18 protein-coding genes are annotated in these 18,812 nt (G+C 64.0%); 15 read left to right on the forward strand and 3 right to left on the reverse strand.

Going from position 1 to position 18,812, the window contains the following annotated elements:
* The first annotated feature begins 171 nt into the window (after positions 1-171).
* Entirely contained in the window at positions 172-1,305 is a 1,134-nt protein-coding gene (locus B4383_RS11995) for a PrsW family intramembrane metalloprotease (RefSeq protein ID WP_139360728.1), read from the forward strand.
* 43 nt (positions 1,306-1,348) lie between these two features.
* Positions 1,349-2,830 carry an NAD(P)/FAD-dependent oxidoreductase gene (locus B4383_RS12000; protein ID WP_078292704.1) on the forward strand — a complete coding sequence of 494 codons (1,482 nt, stop codon included), beginning with the start codon at positions 1,349-1,351 and terminating at the stop codon, positions 2,828-2,830.
* On the opposite strand, the gene B4383_RS12005 is transcribed toward B4383_RS12000, so the two are convergent.
* Entirely contained in the window at positions 2,827-3,282 is a 456-nt protein-coding gene (locus B4383_RS12005) for a MarR family transcriptional regulator (protein ID WP_139360717.1), read from the reverse strand. The two genes, B4383_RS12000 and B4383_RS12005, sit on opposite strands and share 4 nt — an antisense overlap.
* Before the next feature lie 317 nt (positions 3,283-3,599).
* Between B4383_RS12005 and B4383_RS12010 the strand changes: the two genes are divergently transcribed.
* The 4 genes from B4383_RS12010 (at position 3,600) to B4383_RS12025 (ending at position 9,138) form a co-directional block, all read left to right on the forward strand.
* Positions 3,600-4,790 carry an HNH endonuclease signature motif containing protein gene (locus B4383_RS12010; RefSeq protein WP_286150671.1) on the forward strand — a complete coding sequence of 397 codons (1,191 nt, stop codon included), beginning with the start codon at positions 3,600-3,602 and terminating at the stop codon, positions 4,788-4,790.
* A gap of 47 nt (positions 4,791-4,837) precedes the next feature.
* On the forward strand, positions 4,838-5,281 hold the full coding sequence (locus B4383_RS12015; RefSeq protein ID WP_078292705.1) for an SRPBCC family protein: 444 nt from the start codon (positions 4,838-4,840) through the stop codon (positions 5,279-5,281).
* Between the two features lie 176 nt (positions 5,282-5,457).
* A complete protein-coding gene (locus tag B4383_RS12020; protein WP_078292706.1) occupies positions 5,458-6,942 on the forward strand; it encodes an amino acid permease in 1,485 nt (494 codons plus the stop codon).
* An 87-nt stretch (positions 6,943-7,029) separates the two neighbouring features.
* Positions 7,030-9,138: a DEAD/DEAH box helicase gene (locus B4383_RS12025; RefSeq protein WP_078292707.1), complete on the forward strand. Its 2,109-nt coding sequence runs from the start codon at positions 7,030-7,032 to the stop codon at positions 9,136-9,138.
* Between the two features lie 11 nt (positions 9,139-9,149).
* On the opposite strand, the gene B4383_RS12030 is transcribed toward B4383_RS12025, so the two are convergent.
* Complete coding sequence (locus B4383_RS12030; RefSeq protein WP_139360729.1) at positions 9,150-10,367, reverse strand: MFS transporter; 1,218 nt, start codon at positions 10,365-10,367, stop codon at positions 9,150-9,152.
* Positions 10,368-10,502: 135 nt separating this feature from the next.
* Here B4383_RS12030 and B4383_RS12035 point away from each other — a divergent pair, with 135 nt between their 5' ends.
* From B4383_RS12035 to B4383_RS12045, 3 genes are read left to right on the forward strand one after another with little or no spacing between them, the layout of a single operon-like run.
* Positions 10,503-11,219: a FadR/GntR family transcriptional regulator gene (locus B4383_RS12035; RefSeq protein WP_078292738.1), complete on the forward strand. Its 717-nt coding sequence runs from the start codon at positions 10,503-10,505 to the stop codon at positions 11,217-11,219.
* A gap of 6 nt (positions 11,220-11,225) precedes the next feature.
* Positions 11,226-11,690, forward strand: a complete 465-nt coding sequence (locus tag B4383_RS12040) for a copper chaperone PCu(A)C (protein WP_078292709.1) — start codon at positions 11,226-11,228, stop codon at positions 11,688-11,690.
* Positions 11,691-11,692: 2 nt separating this feature from the next.
* A complete protein-coding gene (locus B4383_RS12045) occupies positions 11,693-12,901 on the forward strand; it encodes a Dyp-type peroxidase (protein ID WP_078292710.1) in 1,209 nt (402 codons plus the stop codon).
* 10 nt (positions 12,902-12,911) lie between these two features.
* On the opposite strand, the gene B4383_RS27140 is transcribed toward B4383_RS12045, so the two are convergent.
* Positions 12,912-13,043, reverse strand: a complete 132-nt coding sequence (locus tag B4383_RS27140) for a hypothetical protein (RefSeq protein WP_286150672.1) — start codon at positions 13,041-13,043, stop codon at positions 12,912-12,914.
* A gap of 53 nt (positions 13,044-13,096) precedes the next feature.
* On the opposite strand from B4383_RS27140, the gene B4383_RS12050 reads away from it, so the two are divergent.
* The 6 genes from B4383_RS12050 (at position 13,097) to thpD (ending at position 18,781) form a co-directional block, all read left to right on the forward strand.
* Positions 13,097-13,720: a MerR family transcriptional regulator gene (locus tag B4383_RS12050; protein ID WP_078292711.1), complete on the forward strand. Its 624-nt coding sequence runs from the start codon at positions 13,097-13,099 to the stop codon at positions 13,718-13,720.
* Between the two features lie 3 nt (positions 13,721-13,723).
* Positions 13,724-15,367 (forward strand): FUSC family protein, encoded by a 1,644-nt coding sequence (locus tag B4383_RS12055; protein ID WP_078292712.1) that lies wholly within the window; start codon positions 13,724-13,726, stop codon positions 15,365-15,367.
* A gap of 287 nt (positions 15,368-15,654) precedes the next feature.
* Positions 15,655-16,140 (forward strand): diaminobutyrate acetyltransferase, encoded by a 486-nt coding sequence (ectA, locus tag B4383_RS12060; RefSeq protein ID WP_078292739.1) that lies wholly within the window; start codon positions 15,655-15,657, stop codon positions 16,138-16,140.
* Positions 16,141-16,178: 38 nt separating this feature from the next.
* A complete protein-coding gene (gene ectB, locus B4383_RS12065) occupies positions 16,179-17,456 on the forward strand; it encodes a diaminobutyrate--2-oxoglutarate transaminase (RefSeq protein ID WP_078292713.1) in 1,278 nt (425 codons plus the stop codon).
* 27 nt (positions 17,457-17,483) lie between these two features.
* Positions 17,484-17,876 carry an ectoine synthase gene (locus B4383_RS12070; RefSeq protein ID WP_078292714.1) on the forward strand — a complete coding sequence of 131 codons (393 nt, stop codon included), beginning with the start codon at positions 17,484-17,486 and terminating at the stop codon, positions 17,874-17,876.
* Entirely contained in the window at positions 17,873-18,781 is a 909-nt protein-coding gene (gene thpD, locus B4383_RS12075; RefSeq protein WP_078292715.1) for an ectoine hydroxylase, read from the forward strand. Before B4383_RS12070 ends, thpD begins: the two co-directional genes overlap by 4 nt.
* Positions 18,782-18,812 lie beyond the last annotated feature (31 nt).

The raw sequence follows: 18,812 nt of genomic DNA on the forward strand, positions 1-18,812 counted from the left end.
CGTGCTTTGACCTCCGCGCGTGCGGCAGAGATGCACAGCACCTTACTCGACTGCCCTCCACCAGGACAAACCCGGTCCACTCACCGGCCGCGGGCGCGTGGCGGTTACCGCACCCACCGGTGAGCTCGCAGCTACTCTTCGGTGGTGTCCTACGCGCCCGCACCCGCGCCCATGCCGCCCCTGCCCGGATTTCCCCAGCGGATCAAGAAAGTCGGGGCGCCTATTGGCGTTATTATCGCGCTCGCGCTGCTAACGGGGCTGATCCTTACCGGATTGCTGGTCTCCAATCCGGCCGGCGCGATGATCGGGCTGGTCTTATCGAGCATCGCGATCGGGATCGTTGTCCTGTCTTATCTGTGGCTGGACAGATGGGAGCCGGAGCCTTCACGGCTCCTTGTGCTGGCCTTTGTCTGGGGTGCGTCGCTGGCCGTCGTGGTCTCGATGATCCTCGAACTGGCCTTTGGGTCGGTCTTTAGCCCGGACGGCGCCACCACCTTCGGGGCGGTCGCCATTCGCGCACCCTTCATCGAAGAGGCCGCCAAGGGTGCTTTTCTGCTACTGATGCTGACTGGCCGCCGTCGTCACGAGCTCAACTCGCTGACCGATTGCCTCGTGTACGCGGGCATTACCGCCGCCGGGTTCGCGTGGCTCGAAGACATCGCCTACATCGGCAGCGGCAACACCGTGGGCGAGTCTGTGCTCACCGCGATCCTCCGGCTGGGTCTGGGCCCCTTCGCTCACTCGTTGTTCACCACCATGACGGGAATCGGCGTCTACTACTCGATGCGGCAACGTAGCGCCGTCGCGAAATTTCTCTGCATCCTGGTCGGCTACCTCGCGGCCGTGCTCATGCACGGCCTCTGGAACGGCTCGTCATTTCTCGGGTTCGAGGGCTACCTCGCCGTATACGTGCTGTGGATGGTCCCGATCTTTGTGCTGATGATCGTGGTCGGAGTGCGTAGCCGACGCAAGGAACAGCACGTCGTCGCCGAGAAGCTGCCCGGAATGGTCGCGGCCGGATTGGTCACCCCCAACGAATCCACGTGGCTGGGTTCGATCAAGGATCGCAAGCACGCCATCGCCGAGGCCAAACGAATCGGCGGGGCCCCGAGCGGCGCCGCGGTGAAGAACTTCGCGGCGCAGGTTGTCGAGCTGGCGTTCGTGCGTGATCGCATCGAACGAGGCTCTCGCGACCCGCGAGATGTCGCTATGCAGACCGAGGAGGCGTACGCGGTCATGGCCGCTCGGGCCGCCGCTCCGGTCTTGCAAGCACTCTCGGGGTATCACGCTCCCGTCACGGGGTAGCGTTACCACTGGTGTTGTCTAGTCAAAGACGATCAGGAGCATCATGGCCGACATCTCGGAGCACGACTTGATAGACGTTCTCATCGTGGGCGCCGGAATATCCGGCATCAACGCCGCCGTCCGATTGAGCGCGGCGGGCCGCAGCTTTCATATCGTCGAGCGCCGAGAACGTATCGGAGGAACCTGGGACCTATTCCGGTACCCGGGAATTCGCTCCGATAGTGATATCTACACACTCAGCTTCGGATACCACCCATGGCACGAGCGCAACACCATCGCCGATGGTGCCGACATCCGTGATTACCTCGAAAACGCTGCCCGGGACTACGGCATTGACCAACACATCACCTTCTCTGCCAAGGTGACTGGAGCCGACTTCGGTACCGATACCGATACGTGGACGATGCGCGTGGACACGCCCACGGGCCCGACGACCTACCGGGCCCGATTCCTCTATCTGTGCACGGGCTACTACAACTACGACGACGGCTACACGCCGGAGTTCCCGGGCATCGCCGATTTCGCCGGACAGCTGATCCATCCCCAGCATTGGCCGGAGGATCTGGACTGCTCCGGCAAGGAGGTGACGGTCATCGGCAGCGGCGCGACGGCGGTCACGCTGGTGCCGTCATTGGCGCGCGCGGGCGCGAAGGTGAGCATGCTGCAGCGCTCCCCCAGCTACGTCTACCCCATCGATCGAGCCGATCGCGTCGTCGGAGTAGTCCGAAAAGTGCTTCCACCCAACCTTGTTCAGCATTTCGCTCGGATCTGGCTGGGCGGGTTCAGCTGGATCATGTACCACGTGTGCCGTCGAGCACCAGGATTCGCGAAATGGTTCATCAAGCGGCGGATTTCCAAACGGCTACCCGCCGATTATCCGGTGGACGTTCACTTCAAGCCGCGCTACAACCCGTGGGATCAACGGGTGTGCGCCGATACCGATGGAGATCTCTTCGAGGCCATCAGTGCCGGCGGTGTCCGCATGGTTACCGACACCATCGACTCTTTTACGCCGTCTGGCATCCGGCTGGGGTCAGGTGAGGAACTGCGCGCTGATGTCGTCATCACAGCGACGGGCCTCAACCTCCAGATATTCGGCGGTATCGCGCTGAGCGTGGACGGCTCCCCCATCGATTCCCCGAATCGGTTCATCTATAAGGGATATCTGATCGAAGGAGTGCCAAACGCCGCATGGAGCGTCGGCTACACCAACGCGTCCTGGACGCTTCGCGCCGATCTGAGCGCACGGGCTGTCGTACGGCTTCTCGACTATATGGATCGCCTCGGCTACACCCACGCGTATCCGGACCGGCACGGTGAGGACCTCGAAGCCCGACCGTTCTTCAACCTGTCATCCGGCTATGTAAGCCGCGGCGAGGACCATATGCCGCGCTCCGGGGTGAAAGGCCCGTGGGCAATCCGGCACAACTACGTGCTGGATCTGCTTGCTTTCCGCCGTGATCGAATAGACGAGAACATGCGATTCGGTACCGCGAAGTCAAAGGCCGTGTCCTCGGCCGCCTAGCTTTTGGGCTCGGTCTGCGCATCATCGAGCGCTGCCAGGTGCATGAGCACTCGAAGGAAGGCGTCGCGATCGGCCGCAGACACCGCGGCAAGGATGCGCTTCTCATAGTCTTGGATCGCTTTCTGCACGGCGGTAACCGTTTTGCGGCCGCCGGCAGTCAATGACAACAGATTGCTGCGCCGGTCACTGGGGTCCGGCCGACGGTTGATCATCTTCCGATCCTGCAGATCGTCGAGCACGGCGATGATGCGCGTGCGATCGGCGCCGATGGCATCGGCCAGACTGGCCTGGCTGCTCGCCTCCTTGTCTCGCAGCGCTGTCAGTACGGCGTACGCCCACATGGTCACACCGTGTGCCTCCAGCAGCGGCAGCTCCGCACGCATCAACGATCGACCGACCGGGACCATCAGCGCCGCGAGGTCGGGCCGGCCACCTGGGTTCTTTTGCGCCACGAGCATCAGAATAGACGACGCGGTGCGATCGTATTCCATACTCAATCATAGGTGTGCACCTATTATTTCGGCATTATCCGGGGAGGGACGGCCGGGAACGGGCACCGAATCGCGACACCAGCGAACGTGAAAGACGCCGTCGTTCCAGAGTGATTACCTTTTTGCGGAATTCAATGTGGGAAGGGGGCTTGATCGATGTGATCACCTCATCCCAGCGCGCTGAGGCGCAGGCGGCCTCGCGTCGGCTTGCGGCGATCGGCGTACTGGTGGATTGACATGCCGATCCACACCGGGAGGATCCTCGTGATCGGTTCGCGGTGGACCGCTGGGATGAGGTGGCCGCTCAAGTGGCTGCCGCGCAGGGCATAACGCACGCGCTGGCATCCAGTCAGATGCGTTACGCCTACGTGCTGCGGCATCGCCTGCGTGCCGTGGCCGAGCGATTCGCCGCCGGAGACATCGACTTTCGCACCGTCGCGTTGATCATCGGGCGCACCGAACTCCTCGAAGACGACGCCGTGGTCACCGCCGTGGATGCGGCGATCGTGGCAGCGCTGCCCCGGTGGGAACGCTGGTCGATCAAACGGATCACGGCAGCCCTGGACGCATTGATCTACCGCCATGATCGTGATGCGGTGCGCCGCACCAAAACCGCCACCGATGACCGGCATCTTGAGATCCGCTCCCTCGATAGCGGCGATCCATTGGCCGAGATCTGGGGTGTGCTGCAGACTCCACACGCGGTCGCACTCGACAAGCGTCTCGAGCAGCTGGTGACCACCGTCTGTCCCGCCGACCCGCGCACCAAAACGCAGTTGCGTGCCGACGCCATCGGCGCCCTGACTCAGGGCCTGGATCGGATGCGATGCACCTGCGACGATGCCGACTGCGCTGGACGCAGCATCGCTGATACCCAGGTCATCGTGCACCTAGTCGCCAACCAGAACACCATCGAAGACTCCGAATGCACTGAGCCCGTTAAGGTATCCAGGTTTGGCGTCATCACCGCGTCGCAGGCACGCCAGATCGCGGCCCAACCCGGCACCCGGATCAGCACCCTGCACGCGAAGGACACCGACCGATACCGCCCCACCCGCGCCTTGGACACCTACGTGCGCTGCCGCGATCAGCTGTGCCGCTTCCCTGACTGCTCACACCCGGCCGAGACTGCCGACCTGGACCACAGCGTGGCCTACGCCGACGGCGGTCGCACCGCGGCGGACAATCTGAAAGCGTTGTGCCGCAAGCATTATCGACTCATGACCTTCTGCGGATGGCGCGAAATCCGGGAGCCCGACGGCACCATCATCTGGAAAGCACCCACGGGCCACACCTACCTCACCACCCCCGCCGGCGGGCTCCTGTTCAACAACCTGACGCGAGCGCGCACCCACACTCAAGACCGCCAACGGCACCGCGCCACCGAGCGAAACCTCAACCAACAGAGACGACTCCAACGCACGCACGCACAAGCCGCACACGCCGAGGCCAATCCTCCACCGTTCTAGCCGGTGAGATGTGCAGGTACCCTGATCGTCGCCCTTGAAAGGAACCTATGGCTATCGACCGCACCATTCCGGCGGCTCCCATTCGTGTGCATGTCATACACACCTTCACGTCGGCCCCCGAGGTGGTATTTGACAAGCTCGTCCAACATGAGAGCTACGAGTTGTTCGGACTGAAGGTAACCCAGGTGCGAGACTGCGACACCGGGCGCTACGGCGTCGGGTCGGCCCGTGGGCTCAAGGTCGGCCCGCTACCAGAGTTCTGGGAGGCGACCATAACCGCCGAACGACCTACCTTGATCGAATACAAAATCATCAAAGGCTCGCCACTCAAGCGGCATTGGGGTCGTCAGGAGCTAACCCCTCTTCCCGATGGCGGAACGCGACTGAATTACACAATCCGCTTCGACATGGCTATACCGGGCACAGCCGCGATTATGGCCAAGGCGCTGACTGGGGCGATCATCAAGGGCCTGCCGCAGCTTTGCCCCTGAGGCGCGACCCGGTCCACCACATCAACCGCGATTGCGGCTCAGTGATCTTCGAGCACTCATCACCTCGGCAGTCAGCTGCCCAGTGCTGATCAAGCATCAGGCCGAATCGCGCAGCAGACCCATGTTCGTAACATCGTTGTTCCAGTCAGCAACTTTCCGGTCGATACGGTCGCACGATGACGTCCCCGGCAACATATGACACCTCAGCTCCCGCCCCCGAGGAACAGGGATACCACAAGGGGCTGAAGAATCGGCAAGTCCAAATGATCGGCATCGGGGGTGCCATCGGCACGGGGCTGTTCATGGGAGCCGGTGGCCGGTTGCACAGCGCGGGACCGGGCTTGTTCTTGGTCTATGCGGTCTGCGGCGTGTTCGTGTTCTTCATCCTGCGTGCGTTGGGCGAGCTGATCTTGCACCGGCCGTCCTCGGGGTCCTTCGTGTCGTACGCCCGCGAATTCCTCGGCGAGAAGGCGGCATACGTCGCAGGCTGGATGTACTTCTTCAACTGGGCCGCCACCGCCATCGTCGACGTCACAGCCATCGCGCTGTACATGCACTACTGGAGCGCCTTCAAGGCCATCCCGCAGTGGTCCATCGCACTCATCGCCCTGGTCATCGTACTCACCATGAACACCATCAGCGTCAAACTGTTCGGGGAGATGGAATTCTGGGCCGCTCTGATCAAAGTGGTTGCCATCATGGGGTTCCTGGTCATCGGAACGGTCTTCCTGGCGGGCCGCTTCACGGTCGAGGGCGCCAGCACAGGACCATCGGTGATCACGGATAACGGCGGCCTGCTGCCCGCCGGCCTGATGGCTCTGGTCATCGTCACCTCGGGAGTAGTCTTCGCGTACTCCGCTGTCGAACTGGTCGGTATTGCCGCCGGCGAGACCGAGAACCCGGAAAAGGTGATGCCCCGGGCCATCAACTCAGTCGTATTCCGGGTCGCGGTCTTCTACGTGGGCTCGCTCATCCTGCTGGCGCTGCTGCTGCCCTATGGAACCTACAAAGCCGGCGAGAGCCCCTTCGTCACCTTCTTCTCCCGGATAGGCGTGCCGTATGCCGGCGACGTGATGAACTTCGTGGTGCTGACAGCTGCATTGTCCAGCCTCAACGCAGGCCTATACAGCACGGGGCGGATTCTGCGATCCCTGGCGATGAATGGCAGTGCACCAAAAGTGTTGTCACGTATGACCTCCGGCGGAGTGCCGTTCATGGGCATCGCCGTCACCGGCGCCCTCACACTTGTCGGCATTTTCATGAACCTGGTCATTCCCGCCGAAGCCTTCGAAACCGCCCTCGATCTGGCGGCACTGGGAATCATCTCGTCCTGGGCCACCATCGTGATCTGCCAGATCCAGCTGTACCGGTGGTCGCAGCGAGGCATCCTGCAGCGCGGCAGTTTCCGGATGCCCGGAGCGCCGTACACCGGGTACCTGACGCTGGCGTTCCTGGCAGCCGTGGTGGTGCTGATGTGTTACGAGAACGCGTGGAATCTGATCGCGATCGCGGTACTGATCCCCGTGCTCACGGCGGGGTGGTATCTCTGCCGTGGCCGCGTCCTGCAGCTCGCGCGTGAGCGCATCGGATACACCGGCGCCTACCCGGTGATAGCGCACACTCCCATGCTCGACGACCCACCGGGCGGACGGGACAGGTAGCAGGAGCGAACCCACCCACCGCGAGACGTCGGAGCGGCCTTGTAGGTTGCGTTCAACCGGTAGTCGGACGCGAGGGGGACGTGAGTCATGGGCCAACTGAAGGGCGCCAGGGCAGATCAGGCCCGAAAGGTAATCGAGGCGCTGGCCGGTCCCGGTGCAGTCCTGCGGGGAGATCAAGAAACCGCAGTGGCAGCACTCTTGGAGCCCGCCGCTCGGGTGCTGGTGGTTCAAGCCACGGGATGGGGTAAATCCGCGGTGTATTGGGTCGCGACAGCGATCCGACGCTCCGAGGGCGCCGGTCCGGCACTGATCGTCTCGCCGCTGCTGTCCCTGATGCGCGATCAAGTCGCTGCCGCCGCTCGGGCAGGGCTGCGAGCCGCGACGCTCAACTCGTCGAACTTCGACGACTGGAGTGCGATCGAGGCGCGGCTCGTGGCCGGCGATATCGACGTGCTTCTGGTGTCACCTGAGCGGCTGGCCAACCCGTCGTTTGGCCGTAGGGTGCTGTCGGCGCTCGAAGGCTCTATGGGCCTATTGGTCATCGACGAGGCGCACGCGGTGTCGGACTGGGGGCACGATTTTCGTCCCGACTACCGCCGGGTGTCCGATGTGCTCACCCGGATGAATCCGGATACACCGGTACTGGCCACCACTGCCACCGCGAACGCGCGGGTTACCGAGGACGTGGCCAGCCAGCTGGGCGATGCCACCCTGGTTCTCCGGGGACCGTTGGCCCGGCGTTCATTGCAGCTCAACGTGTTACCACCAATGTCGCCGCTGGCACGCTATGCCTGGGTCGCTCAGCATCTAGACGAGTTACCAGGATCGGGCATCGTCTACGTACTTACCGTCGCCGATGCGCAACGGCTAGTGAACGCCATCCACGCGGTACACCCACAGGCGAAAGTCGCCGCGTACACCGGCCAACTCGATGCGGACACGCGCGCCCGGCTGGAGGACGCGCTACGTGAGAACCAGATCAAGGCGCTGATCGCCACCTCTGCCCTGGGGATGGGCTTCGACAAGCCCGACCTCGGGTTCGTCGTCCACATCGGCTCACCGCCATCACCGGTCGGCTACTACCAGCAGGTCGGGCGTGCCGGCCGTGCCATCGACCATGCGGCAGTCGTGCTGCTTCCGTCGGAATCCGACGCCGGTATCTGGGACTACTTCACCACCGCCTCCATTCCAGATTCCCAGCAGATGGACACGGTGCTCACCGCGCTCGCCGGTCAGACACACGAGGGTGAGGGATCGGTATCGGTAAACGCACTCGAGGCCAAGACAGGCATTCGGCGCACCCGAATCGAGCTCATGGTCAAACAGCTCGCCGTCGACGGTGCAGTGGAGCGGGTCGACGGCGGCTGGCGATCCACTGGTAGCCCTTGGTATTTCGATGCGGAACACTACGAAGGCATCATTGCCACTCGGCGCCGTGAGGCCGACATCATGAAGGCCTATACACGTGGAGAACGCTGCCTCATGCAGCTGCTCACAGAATCGCTCGACGATCCCCAGGCCGCATCGTGCGGACACTGCTCGGTGTGCCTCGGTCACACACCCGATGGGCTTGGACTGCCCGCGTCCGCCGAGCTCATGCAGACGGTCGCCGCCACCCTGCGCACCGACTCCACGGTGCTTGAACCCCGAAAGATGTGGCCTGGCGGAGAGTTTGGCACCCGCGGCAAGATTCCATCGGACCTGCTCGCCGAGCCGGGCCGCGTGCTGGTCCATGCCGACGCTCCAGAGTGGAGCGGGGTAATCACCGCTGCGGTAGGGGGCGAGCCCGAGGCGATCGAGGTCCTGGCCCAGGCCGCGGTTTCCACTCTCGCTCGATGGCGCGACGAATGGGTCGCCCGCCCCGAGATCGCGGTGTCACTACAGCTGACCGGTACGCCCAATCCGGTGCGGCCGGTGACCGACCGCATTGCCACGGTCGGTCGCCTACGGCACGCAGTGATGCCAGCGGTTGCGGGGACGGCTCCTGGCCGTGATTCATCCGGCGGGGAGGAAGCCGCCTACTGGCGTGACGCGATCAGCACAGACGACGCGCTCCGGGACATGATCAACGGCCGGTGCGTGCTGCTAGTCGCCGACTCGACGTCTACCCGATGGCCCGTCACCGTTGCCGCCGCTCATCTGCGGAAGGCCGGAGCGCTCGCGGTACTGCCACTGCTCATCCACCACCCAGCCTGATCCTGCTTGACTCAGCGACCCCAAGTGTCTTCGAGCATGCGCGGCTTGCACGCCTGGAAGGCGCCGATACCGAGCACGGTGATCGCTACGAGCAGAAGGCCAAACGGCGCATACCAACTGCCGCTCAGGTCGTGCAGCACGCCAAACAGCAAGGGGCCCAGGCACGCGACGGCATAGCCAACTCCCTGGGTAAACCCGGACAACGCCGCAGAACCAGCCGGAGTGCGGGTACGCAGATTCACCAGCGTCAATCCCAGCGGGAAGGTGGACGGACCGAAGCCCAGCGCAATCACCCACACGGCCGTCGCGGTCATCGGCATCCACAACAGCCCGGCGAACCCGACGAGGAAGCACACCAGGCACGCCACCACCAGCGGGAACGGGTTGCGCATGCGCGCGGCCAACGGCGGGATGGTCAGCGTGCCAACGAATCCCACCGCCGAGAACACGGCCACCATCACGCCGCCCAACCCGGCGCTGCCACCGGCGGAGGTCAGGATCGCAGGAATCCAGGTGAACATCGAATACGTCACGAGGGACGTCATGCCGAACATGCCGGCCATGCCCCATGCCAGCGGTGAGCGCCAAACCTGCCCCACCGCAGACGAATCCGCATGCGGCTCGGCCGAATGGTCGGCAACATCATGGCCGCGACGCGCGATGACGACACCGATCCACGGCAACAGCGCGGCGATCGGAACAAGCACCCACGCCGCCAGCGAGAATCGCCATCCGTAGGCATCAGCCAGCGGCACCGCCGTCAGCGCCGGAACCGTGGTACCGATCTGCAACACCGTGAGATAGGAAGCACTCATCAGCGCGACGCGATGCGAGAAGTACCGCTTGACCAACGGTGGGATCACCACGTTGCCAATGCCCATACCGAGCAGCGCCACGCAGGACAGCACCAACAGCCCGCCGGTTGAGTTCATCGCGGGCCGGGCCGCCATACCGATAACAGTGGCCACCACCGCGGCCAGCGTCGTGCGCTCCAGACCGAATCGCTCGGTGAGTGCCGGTGTCACCAGCCCCGCGACGGCGAACATGGCCGTCGGCAGCATCCCGAACACGCCGATCACCGCGGAGCCGAACCCGACCTCGTGAGAGATCTGGGTCAGCAGTGGGGTCAGCGAGGTTACCGCGGAGCGAAGGCACAGCGCGAACAGCAGGATCGCGACCAGCACCATGAGGCGCCCACGGCGCAACGCAGCTGCCGATACGGCCCGCATCGAATCGTGCGTAGCGGTTCCGGTGTCTTGCGCGGTCGCGGTCAACGTTCATCCTCCTCTAAGCCCCGGCAAATCATAGGATGAATGGATGAATATGTTCAAGGTGATTTCCGCCGCACGCTACGATGGGCCGTCATGCAGCCGGTCCGTCGCCAAACACTGATTGGCCAGGTCACCGAGCAACTCCGCGAGGAGATTCAGTCGGGACGCTGGGCCATCGGTGCACGCATTCCCACTGAACCTGAATTGTGCGAGCTCACCGGAACCTCACGCAACACAATTAGAGAGGCCGTCCAGGCCCTGGTGCACGCCGGGATGCTGGAACGACGTCAGGGCTCCGGAACCTACGTGCTCTCCGTCGGCGGCAGTGGCTCGGCCATCGCCGACTACTTCGCTGCCGCCAACGACCGCGATCTGATCGAACTGCGGCAGACCCTCGAAGTGACCGCCGCCGGGCTCGCCGCGCAGCGACGTGATGAGGATGACATCGAGCAGCTGCGCGCCCTGTTGCGGCGGCGCAACGAGCTGTGGGCTCCCCGGCATGTCGCACCCCAGAATGTCGAGGACGCCATCGCCACCGACATCGCCGTCCACCGAGCAGTGGTCGCGGCGAGCCACAACGCTCTTTACCTGGAACTTTATGACTCGCTGCTCGGCTTGATGGACCACTACATGCGCGGAAACCCGATCGGCGCGGAGTGCTCCTTCGAGAACGAACACACCACGCTCGTCGAGGGAGTCATCGCCGGCGATGTCGAGGCCGCCACGACCGCCACCGAGAAGCTCTTCGCGGAGCTAAGCCTGAGTCGACTGCCGTCCAGCCGGAACTTTCGTCACCACCCACACGACTAGCTGAACGTGAAGATCGTCATCCCGGCAGCAGTCGCGCTGTCATTGCTCGCCGGTTGTTCGGCGCATGAGTCCACGCCTGCCGAGCAGGCTTCCGAGGTCACCATCACCGATCAATGGGCCAAGTCCGCCCCTGACGGCTCCATGACTTCGGTGTTCGGCACCGTGCACAACAACGGCTCCATCGAGGCACGCATTGTGTCCGCCACCTCACCGGCCGCGAAGTCGGTCGAGCTCCACGAGGTCACTCCCGGCGGTCTCATGCGCCCCAAGGAGGGCGGGGTCGTCATTCCCGCCAACGGTGAGCACAAGCTGTCCCCGGGCGGCGATCACGTCATGCTCATGGGGCTGACCACTCCCCTGCGCCCAGGTCAGGACGTCATCATCACGCTGGCTTTCCAGGACGGCTCGACCAAGCCCCTCACCGCCCAGATCCGCGATTTCGCAGGCGGCAACGAGAACTACCAGCCCTGAGCATGACGCGTCGTTCTTTGTCCCGACGGGGACTCATTGTCGGCGGCGGTGCCGCGGCCGCCCTCACCGCGGGCGCCGGACTGTCGGCGTGGTCGGCACAATCCCAGGCGGCTCGACCGCAAGGCGCTCCGGCTGTCGAACCTTTCTACGGCGAGCACCAGGCGGGGATCACCACCGCACCGCAGTCACACGCGCTGTTCCTCGCCCTGGATCTGCTACCCGGCAGCAGCACAGACGAACGCACCGCCCGTGAAAACCTGCGGTCCATCCTGCGTCTGTGGACCACCGACGCCGCCAGGTTGACTCAAGGCCTGCCCGCACTCGCCGACACCGAGCCAGAATTGGCCACGACCACAGCACGATTGACGATCACGGCGGGCCTGGGGCCGTCGGCGTTCACCACGACGGGCCTGGCCGACAAATGCCCGGCCTCGGCACGCGACTTCCCGGCATTCTCCACTGACAAACTCGATAGGCGCTGGTGCGGAGGTGATCTCCTACTGCAGATATGCGCCGACGACATGCTCGTGGTGGCGCATGCGGCCCGGGTTCTCCTGAAGAACGTGCGCTCCCTGGCCACCGAACGCTGGCGCCAGACCGGATTCCGCACGCCGCGCGCGGAAGATCCCTCGGGAGGCACCATGCGCAATCTCATGGGACAGGTCGATGGCACGGTGAACCCCAGCGTCCACGAGCTCGACAGCCTGTTGTGGCACCAGGGTGAGGATCATGAGTGGCTCAGGGGCGGAACGCTTCTCGTCCTTCGGCGGATCACGATGGATCTGGACGGATGGGACCAGCTGGACACCAGGCTCCGCGACCTGGTGATGGGCAGACGAACGGACAACGGCGCGCCGCTGACGGGCGAGAAGGAGTCCGACGAACCCGACCTCGAGATGACCCGCGGCGGTATCCCGGTCATCCCGGCGACCGCGCATATCGCGCTAGCCCGCCATCGCAATCCGCACGAGAAATTCCTGCGCCGCCCGTACAACTTCGACGACGCACCCTTGCCGGGCACATCGTCGAACTCCGGTCTGATTTTCGCCGCATACCAACGAGATATCGCCACGCAGTTCGTCCCAGTACAACGACGGCTGGCCGAACGGGACGAGTTCAATCAGTGGAACACCGCGGTCGGATCCGCCGTCTTCGTCATGCCGCCGGGCGCCACCGAGGGCGCCTATCTCGGCCGGTCACTCGTGGGCTAGTAGGCGGCCCCTAGGCCGGCACGATCTCGATGAGGCGGATATCGAGATCGGTACCGAGGGTCACCACATCGATGATGCCGCGGAGAGCAATTGCATGAGCCGCCCTGCGCGGATTGTCGCGAGTCACAGCCATCTCGGCCATAGGTACTCCTTACAAGTTAGGGTTGCCTAAGTTTCAATGGTGAAGTGAGCTTGATGTCAAGACCCGCCCCCGCGGAACCCACGGTGAACATCGGCGAGGCGGCCGCCCTCTACGGTCTGGCCCCGTCGACCCTGCGATGGTGGGAGAAGCAGGGCGTCCTGAATTCGCCGACACAACACAGCGGCCGTCGCACCTACACCGAGCGAGATCTACGTCGCATCGGCATCGCGTACCTATGCTGCATCACCGGAATGATGCCGCTGCGCCAGGCCGCCGTCGTGACATCACATTCGGCACAACCCGATACCTGGCGCAGCGCGGTCACCGAGCAAGTCGCGGACATCTCCGCCCGCATCGAGCAGCTCGATCGCGCACGCGAATACCTCAACCACCTGCTGTCGTGCCAGAACGAAGACATCGTCGATTGCCCCTACCTCGATAGGGAGCTGCGCATCCGTACCCCCCGCGGCCGGGCCGCCGGCACGAATCTGGTGTCCGCAGCACGCGGCGCCTGTGACGAATCCCCTCCAGCGCGTGACGAAATAGCCGCCGAGCTGCGCGGACGTTGCCGGTTTTGCGACTCCGAACTGATCGCCCACGGGAAGGGACGGCCACAGCGCTACTGCTCCGCTGCCTGTAAACAACGCGCCTACCGGCAGCGGCACGGTATGAAATGACGTGTGACCCCGCCCGCGCCTGAATCGCCGGACCCACTTCCGCAGATCGCCCGGGCCCGCTCCATCTTGTTCTCCGCCCCACCGGCGGGTCGGCGGTGGGGCATCGGACTGCGCGCCGGCGCCGCCGTCGCCATTCCCGGGGCGCTCGTTGTCGCCGCTGAATACCCGAATGCGGCGCTTTATGTGACCTACGGGGCCTTCGCCGTTCTCTACGGCGAAGGGCGCCCCTACCGGGTGCGCGCCGCCGTCGTGGCCACCGCGGGTATCGCGCTACTACTCGTCGCGACGCTCGGCGCCCTCGTCGGGGCCCATGCCCCCGGCGGTGTCGCCAACAAGGTGGCAATCATCCTCACCCTGACAGCGGTCGCAGTCCCAGTCGTCTACACGGTGGACGCGCTTCGGCTCGGCCCTCCGGGCGCACTGTTCTTCGTCCTGGTGTGCGGTGGCGCGCTCGGCGCCACGGAATGGGGTGTGGACCCATTTCGGATTCTCGCCTGCGCAAGCTTGGGAGCGGTTGCGGCGGTCATTGTTTCGATGGCGGGCGCCGCGATCGATCGCCACAAGCCCGAGCGCGTCGCAGTACAGCGGGCAGTCGAAGCGGTTGACGGGTATGCCCAGCCAGGCAACGCGACGGTCGACGCCCGCCACGCCGCAGGACTGGCAATCTCCTCGGCATGGACCGCGCTGCACGACGCGGGATACTCCACGCGGTCAGATTCACCCTTGGTGACAACGATGCTCGACACCCATCGCCGGTTCACCGAAACCGCTGTCGGCGCCAAGATGGTGCTTGATCACGTCATCCCCGGCGACCACGTTCTCGTGGTCCGCCCCAGTATCTGGTACCGGCTGCGCCGCTCGGTGCGGTTCCGTTCGCACGCCACCATCACCGCCGGACGCGTCGGCATCGCCTGCCTCGGCGCCGGAGCCATCAGTGCGGCGATCGGGCTGACACGGCCACAATGGGCGATCCTGAGCGCCCTCGTGATCGTCCATCTGGGCCCCGACCGGCTACACGGAACGGTGCGCGGATTTCAGCGCTTCGCCGGAACAGTGGTCGGGCTCGTTCTCTTCGCGGTGCTGTACCAGCTGTCCCTCACCGGGTACGCGCTCATCGCCGCCATCGCAACGTTGCAGTTCTGCACCGAGCTGTTCCTGCCACGTAACTACGCCGTCGCCGTCATGTTCGTGACGCCCATCGCACTGCTGTCGGCAGGCGTGGTCACCCTGCAGGGATCCGTCACATCAATCGTGCGCGACCGCCTGGTGGAGACATTGGTCGGCGTCGCCGTCGCCATGGCGTCGATGTACCTGATCGCACCGCATGCCCATCGCCAGACCTTCGCATTCACCGAAGTCCGGATCCGGCGTGCGGCGCTGGCGCTGGTCACGACCGCCCGCGTGCAGCCAGCCCACGACGCCGCATACGCAGAGGCCCGAGACCTGTCCTTCGAACTCGAGGGCGCCATTCGAGCTGGCGTGGACAGCGCACACAACGAACCCGAATGGCTGCAGTCGTACTGGCCCGCGCATGCCGCACTCATTCACCACGGTTACGACCTGGTGGCCGCCTGCTGGGCCACTCCCCCCGGCGAGATGCTCGCCGATCCCGACCGCTGGGAGCGCTGCTTCAGTAGCAATGGCTGAATGTTGCCCGGCAATCTCGAGGCACATTCGTCAAGATCCCGTCAAGTTCTCATAGTCCCGCAATAATGTGATGAGCGTCACATCAGGTGGATACCCTCGGCAAACGCCGTGAGTTGACCCTGATCGCCACTGCCGGTCCTAGCCATCCGGGTGCCGATGTGGTTACGGTCGGACGGTACGAACCTGATACGAAACTCCAGTTGATACGAAACATGTTGTGGTGATGGTGATGTTTAGTGGTCGATACTGAATTGCAGACTGAAAAACGTTGTACCCCTATGTGGTCCATGAGCCACCCGACGCAGTCGGACGCTCGTCATATGTGGCGTATCGCACGCGACTCCGGTGTGTTGGATGTCAATTCCTCTTACGCATACCTGTTGTGGTGCACTGACTTTCCCTCCACAGCCACCGTCGCACGTGTCGGCGGAAAGCCCGTCGGATTCGTGACCGGATACCTCAGACCCTCCGGATCACTGATGATCTGGCAGGTAGGAGTCGACGAGGCGTACCGCGGAAAGGGTTTGGCCGCCAGCATGCTGGCCTGGCTCGCAGACTCTCTCGCGACGTTACAAGGCGAGCCCCTGATCATGGAAACCACTGTTACCCAGTCAAATACCGCTTCTCGTGCATTATTCGCCGGATTTGCCCGCCGGCGGGACATGGAACTCACCGAATCCGCTGGATTCGGCGTGGATCTGTTTCCCGATGCACATGAGGCAGAGCCGCTGCTACGGCTCACTCCGCACGACCTACATAAAGCGCCCAGATAACAGTGTCTAAAGGCACTGGGCCGAAAGGGGATACAGAAATGACCGCCACCTTGCCCGCTCAGGAAGCCGGGCTACCGAGGGTCATCAACGAACGTGAATCCGAGGTGCGAAGTTATTGCCGAAGTTGGCCCACCACCTTCGCCTCCGCCTCCGGATCTTGGCTGACCGACACCACCGGTGAGCGTTACCTGGACTTCTTCGCCGGTGCGGGCGCACTCAACTACGGGCATAACAACCCGGATCTCAAGACGGCCCTCATCGACTACCTGACGACCGATGGCATAGTCCACGGCCTGGACATGGCCACGGTCGCCAAACAGCAGTTCCTCGAGGAATTCGAGCGGACCATCCTGCAGCCACGCGGCATGGACTACAAGGTGCAGTTCCCCGGGCCCACCGGAACCAATGCCGTGGAGGCAGCACTCAAGCTGGCACGGAACATCACGGGACGCGAGTCGATCATCAGCTTCACCAACGCATTCCATGGAATGACACTGGGATCGCTGGCCGTGACCGGTAACTCGATGAAGCGTGCCGGAGCCGGCGTGCCCCTGGTGCACTCCACTCCGATGCCGTACGACAACTACTTCGGTGGAGTCACCGAGGATTTCCAATGGTTTGAGAAGGTTCTCGACGACGAGGGTGGTGGCCTCAACAAGCCTGCCGCGGTGATCGTCGAGACCGTACAGGGCGAGGGCGGGGTCAACGTCGCCCGCGCCGAATGGCTGCGCGCGCTGTCAGACCTGTGCCGCAAGCGTGAGATCTTCCTGATCGTCGACGACGTCCAGATGGGTTGCGGCCGAACGGGTGCCTTCTTCTCCTTCGAAGACGCCGGCATCCGTCCGGATATCGTGACGCTGTCCAAATCGATCAGCGGATACGGCCTGCCGATGGCACTGACGCTGATCCGGCCCGATCTCGATCAGTGGGCCCCGGGTGAGCACAACGGCACCTTCCGCGGAAACAACCCGGCCTTTGTGACCGCCACCGCGACGCTGCAGAAGTATTGGCGCGATGGCACGTTCAGCGCGGACGTACGCCGCAAGGGCGACCGCCTCCATACCGAGTTGTCCGCATTGGTGGCCGACGACGATTCGGCGACGGTGCGTGGCCGCGGCATGGTCCAGGGCATCGCGTTCTCCGATACCGAGCGGGGGTCGCGCGTCAGCAAGGCCGCATTCCAGCGGGGTCTGCTTGTGGAGACCTCCGGCCCCAGGGACGAGGTCGTCAAGCTGCTGCCCGCACTAACCACAACCGACGAGCAGCTCGATATCGGCATTTCCACCTTGCGTGAAGCCATCGCCGAGTCCGCCTAGAAGCCGAATCCACCGAGAGGAATTACTGTGATCGTCCGTACTACCCAACAGATTACGGGTACCGAACGCGACGTCAGTGGCGAAGGCTGGCATAGCAAGCGGATCGTGCTGGCCGATGACGGAGTCGGCTTCTCCTTCCACGAGACCACTATCGATGCGGGAACCGTCCACGTCTTCCACTACCAGCACCACATCGAGGCGGTATGGCTCACGGCCGGTACTGGCACGCTGACAAACCTGGAAAACGGTGACGTGTTCACACTCGGACCAGGCAGCATGTATTTGCTCGACGGCAATGAACGGCACCAGCTTTCCGCCAATACTGAGATGCGCATGATGTGCGTTTTCAACCCTCCCGTCACCGGGCAGGAGGTCCACGACGAGTCCGGCGCATACCCGGCCGCGCCCGCACTCTCATGAGCGCCCCCGCGATCACGGATCGCTACCCCAGCCGCCTCGAGACCGAGCAGCCTCCCATCGTCAGGACCGAGCCTGTGGTCTGGGGCGCGGCGGACCAGGGGCCGCTCGCTCCACCTGCGCTCACTCAGATGTCCGATCAGGGATTCCTGATCCGGCCGAGCACCGTCGACGATATGACGGTCTCGACCTTGCGCAACGAGATCGACAGAGTCCCATCACAACTGGGCGATGATCCTAGGATCATCAGGGAGGCCGGATCGCAGGAGGTGCGGTCGATCTTCGAGGCACACCTCCTGAGCTCCGTGGTCATGGACGTGGCCTGTTCGCCGGGGGTCCTCGACGTCGCCGAGCAACTCTTGGGCGGGCCTGCCTACCTCCATCAGTCCCGTATCAATGCGATGCCCGCGTTCAGGGGACGCGGCTTCTATTGGCATTCGGACTTCGAGACCTGGCACACCGAGGACGGGCTCCCCCAGATGCGCACCGTGTCCTGCTCGATCGCGTTGACTGTCAACGTCGCCTATAACGGGACGCTGCAAGTCATGCCGGGCACCCATCGCACCTTCTACCCGTGCGTCGGCGCTACCCCGCATGAGAACCATCGGAAATCTCTGGTGGAACAAGAGATCGGCGTCCCCTCGACGCGGACCCTCGCCGACGCCGCCCTCACCAGCGGCATCGAGCTGTTCCTCGGGCAGCCGGGCGACGCGTTGTGGTTCGACTGCAATCTCATGCACGGGTCGGGGTCGAACATCAGCCCCTACCCGCGATCCAATGTGTTCCTCGTGTTCAACTCGGTGGAGAACGCCCCAGAGCGGCCGTTCGCCGGGTCGGAGCCGCGTCCGGAGTACATCGCGGCGCGGACCTTTACCCCGCTGAACAACCGATCGCCGGGCACGCGCTGATGACGACTGCCGACCCGGACTTCCAGTCACC

This window comes from Mycobacterium sp. D16R24 (assembly GCF_002013385.1).
GTDB lineage: Bacteria > Actinomycetota > Actinomycetes > Mycobacteriales > Mycobacteriaceae > Mycobacterium.

What these genes read in the sequence shown, in the direction of transcription:
- B4383_RS27140 (WP_286150672.1), bottom strand. Translation starts at nt 13,043, where the DNA reads ATGGCCGAGATGGCTGTGACTCGCGACAATCCGCGCAGGGCGGCTCAT.
- B4383_RS12015 (WP_078292705.1), top strand. Translation starts at nt 4,838, where the DNA reads ATGGCTATCGACCGCACCATTCCGGCGGCTCCCATTCGTGTGCATGTC.
- ectA (WP_078292739.1), top strand. Translation starts at nt 15,655, where the DNA reads ATGAGCCACCCGACGCAGTCGGACGCTCGTCATATGTGGCGTATCGCA.
- B4383_RS12035 (WP_078292738.1), top strand. Translation starts at nt 10,503, where the DNA reads ATGCAGCCGGTCCGTCGCCAAACACTGATTGGCCAGGTCACCGAGCAA.
- B4383_RS12045 (WP_078292710.1), top strand. Translation starts at nt 11,693, where the DNA reads ATGACGCGTCGTTCTTTGTCCCGACGGGGACTCATTGTCGGCGGCGGT.
- B4383_RS11995 (WP_139360728.1), top strand. Translation starts at nt 172, where the DNA reads ATGCCGCCCCTGCCCGGATTTCCCCAGCGGATCAAGAAAGTCGGGGCG.
- B4383_RS12025 (WP_078292707.1), top strand. Translation starts at nt 7,030, where the DNA reads ATGGGCCAACTGAAGGGCGCCAGGGCAGATCAGGCCCGAAAGGTAATC.
- B4383_RS12000 (WP_078292704.1), top strand. Translation starts at nt 1,349, where the DNA reads ATGGCCGACATCTCGGAGCACGACTTGATAGACGTTCTCATCGTGGGC.
- ectB (WP_078292713.1), top strand. Translation starts at nt 16,179, where the DNA reads ATGACCGCCACCTTGCCCGCTCAGGAAGCCGGGCTACCGAGGGTCATC.
- B4383_RS12050 (WP_078292711.1), top strand. Translation starts at nt 13,097, where the DNA reads ATGTCAAGACCCGCCCCCGCGGAACCCACGGTGAACATCGGCGAGGCG.
- B4383_RS12030 (WP_139360729.1), bottom strand. Translation starts at nt 10,367, where the DNA reads ATGCGGGCCGTATCGGCAGCTGCGTTGCGCCGTGGGCGCCTCATGGTG.
- B4383_RS12020 (WP_078292706.1), top strand. Translation starts at nt 5,458, where the DNA reads ATGACGTCCCCGGCAACATATGACACCTCAGCTCCCGCCCCCGAGGAA.
- thpD (WP_078292715.1), top strand. Translation starts at nt 17,873, where the DNA reads ATGAGCGCCCCCGCGATCACGGATCGCTACCCCAGCCGCCTCGAGACC.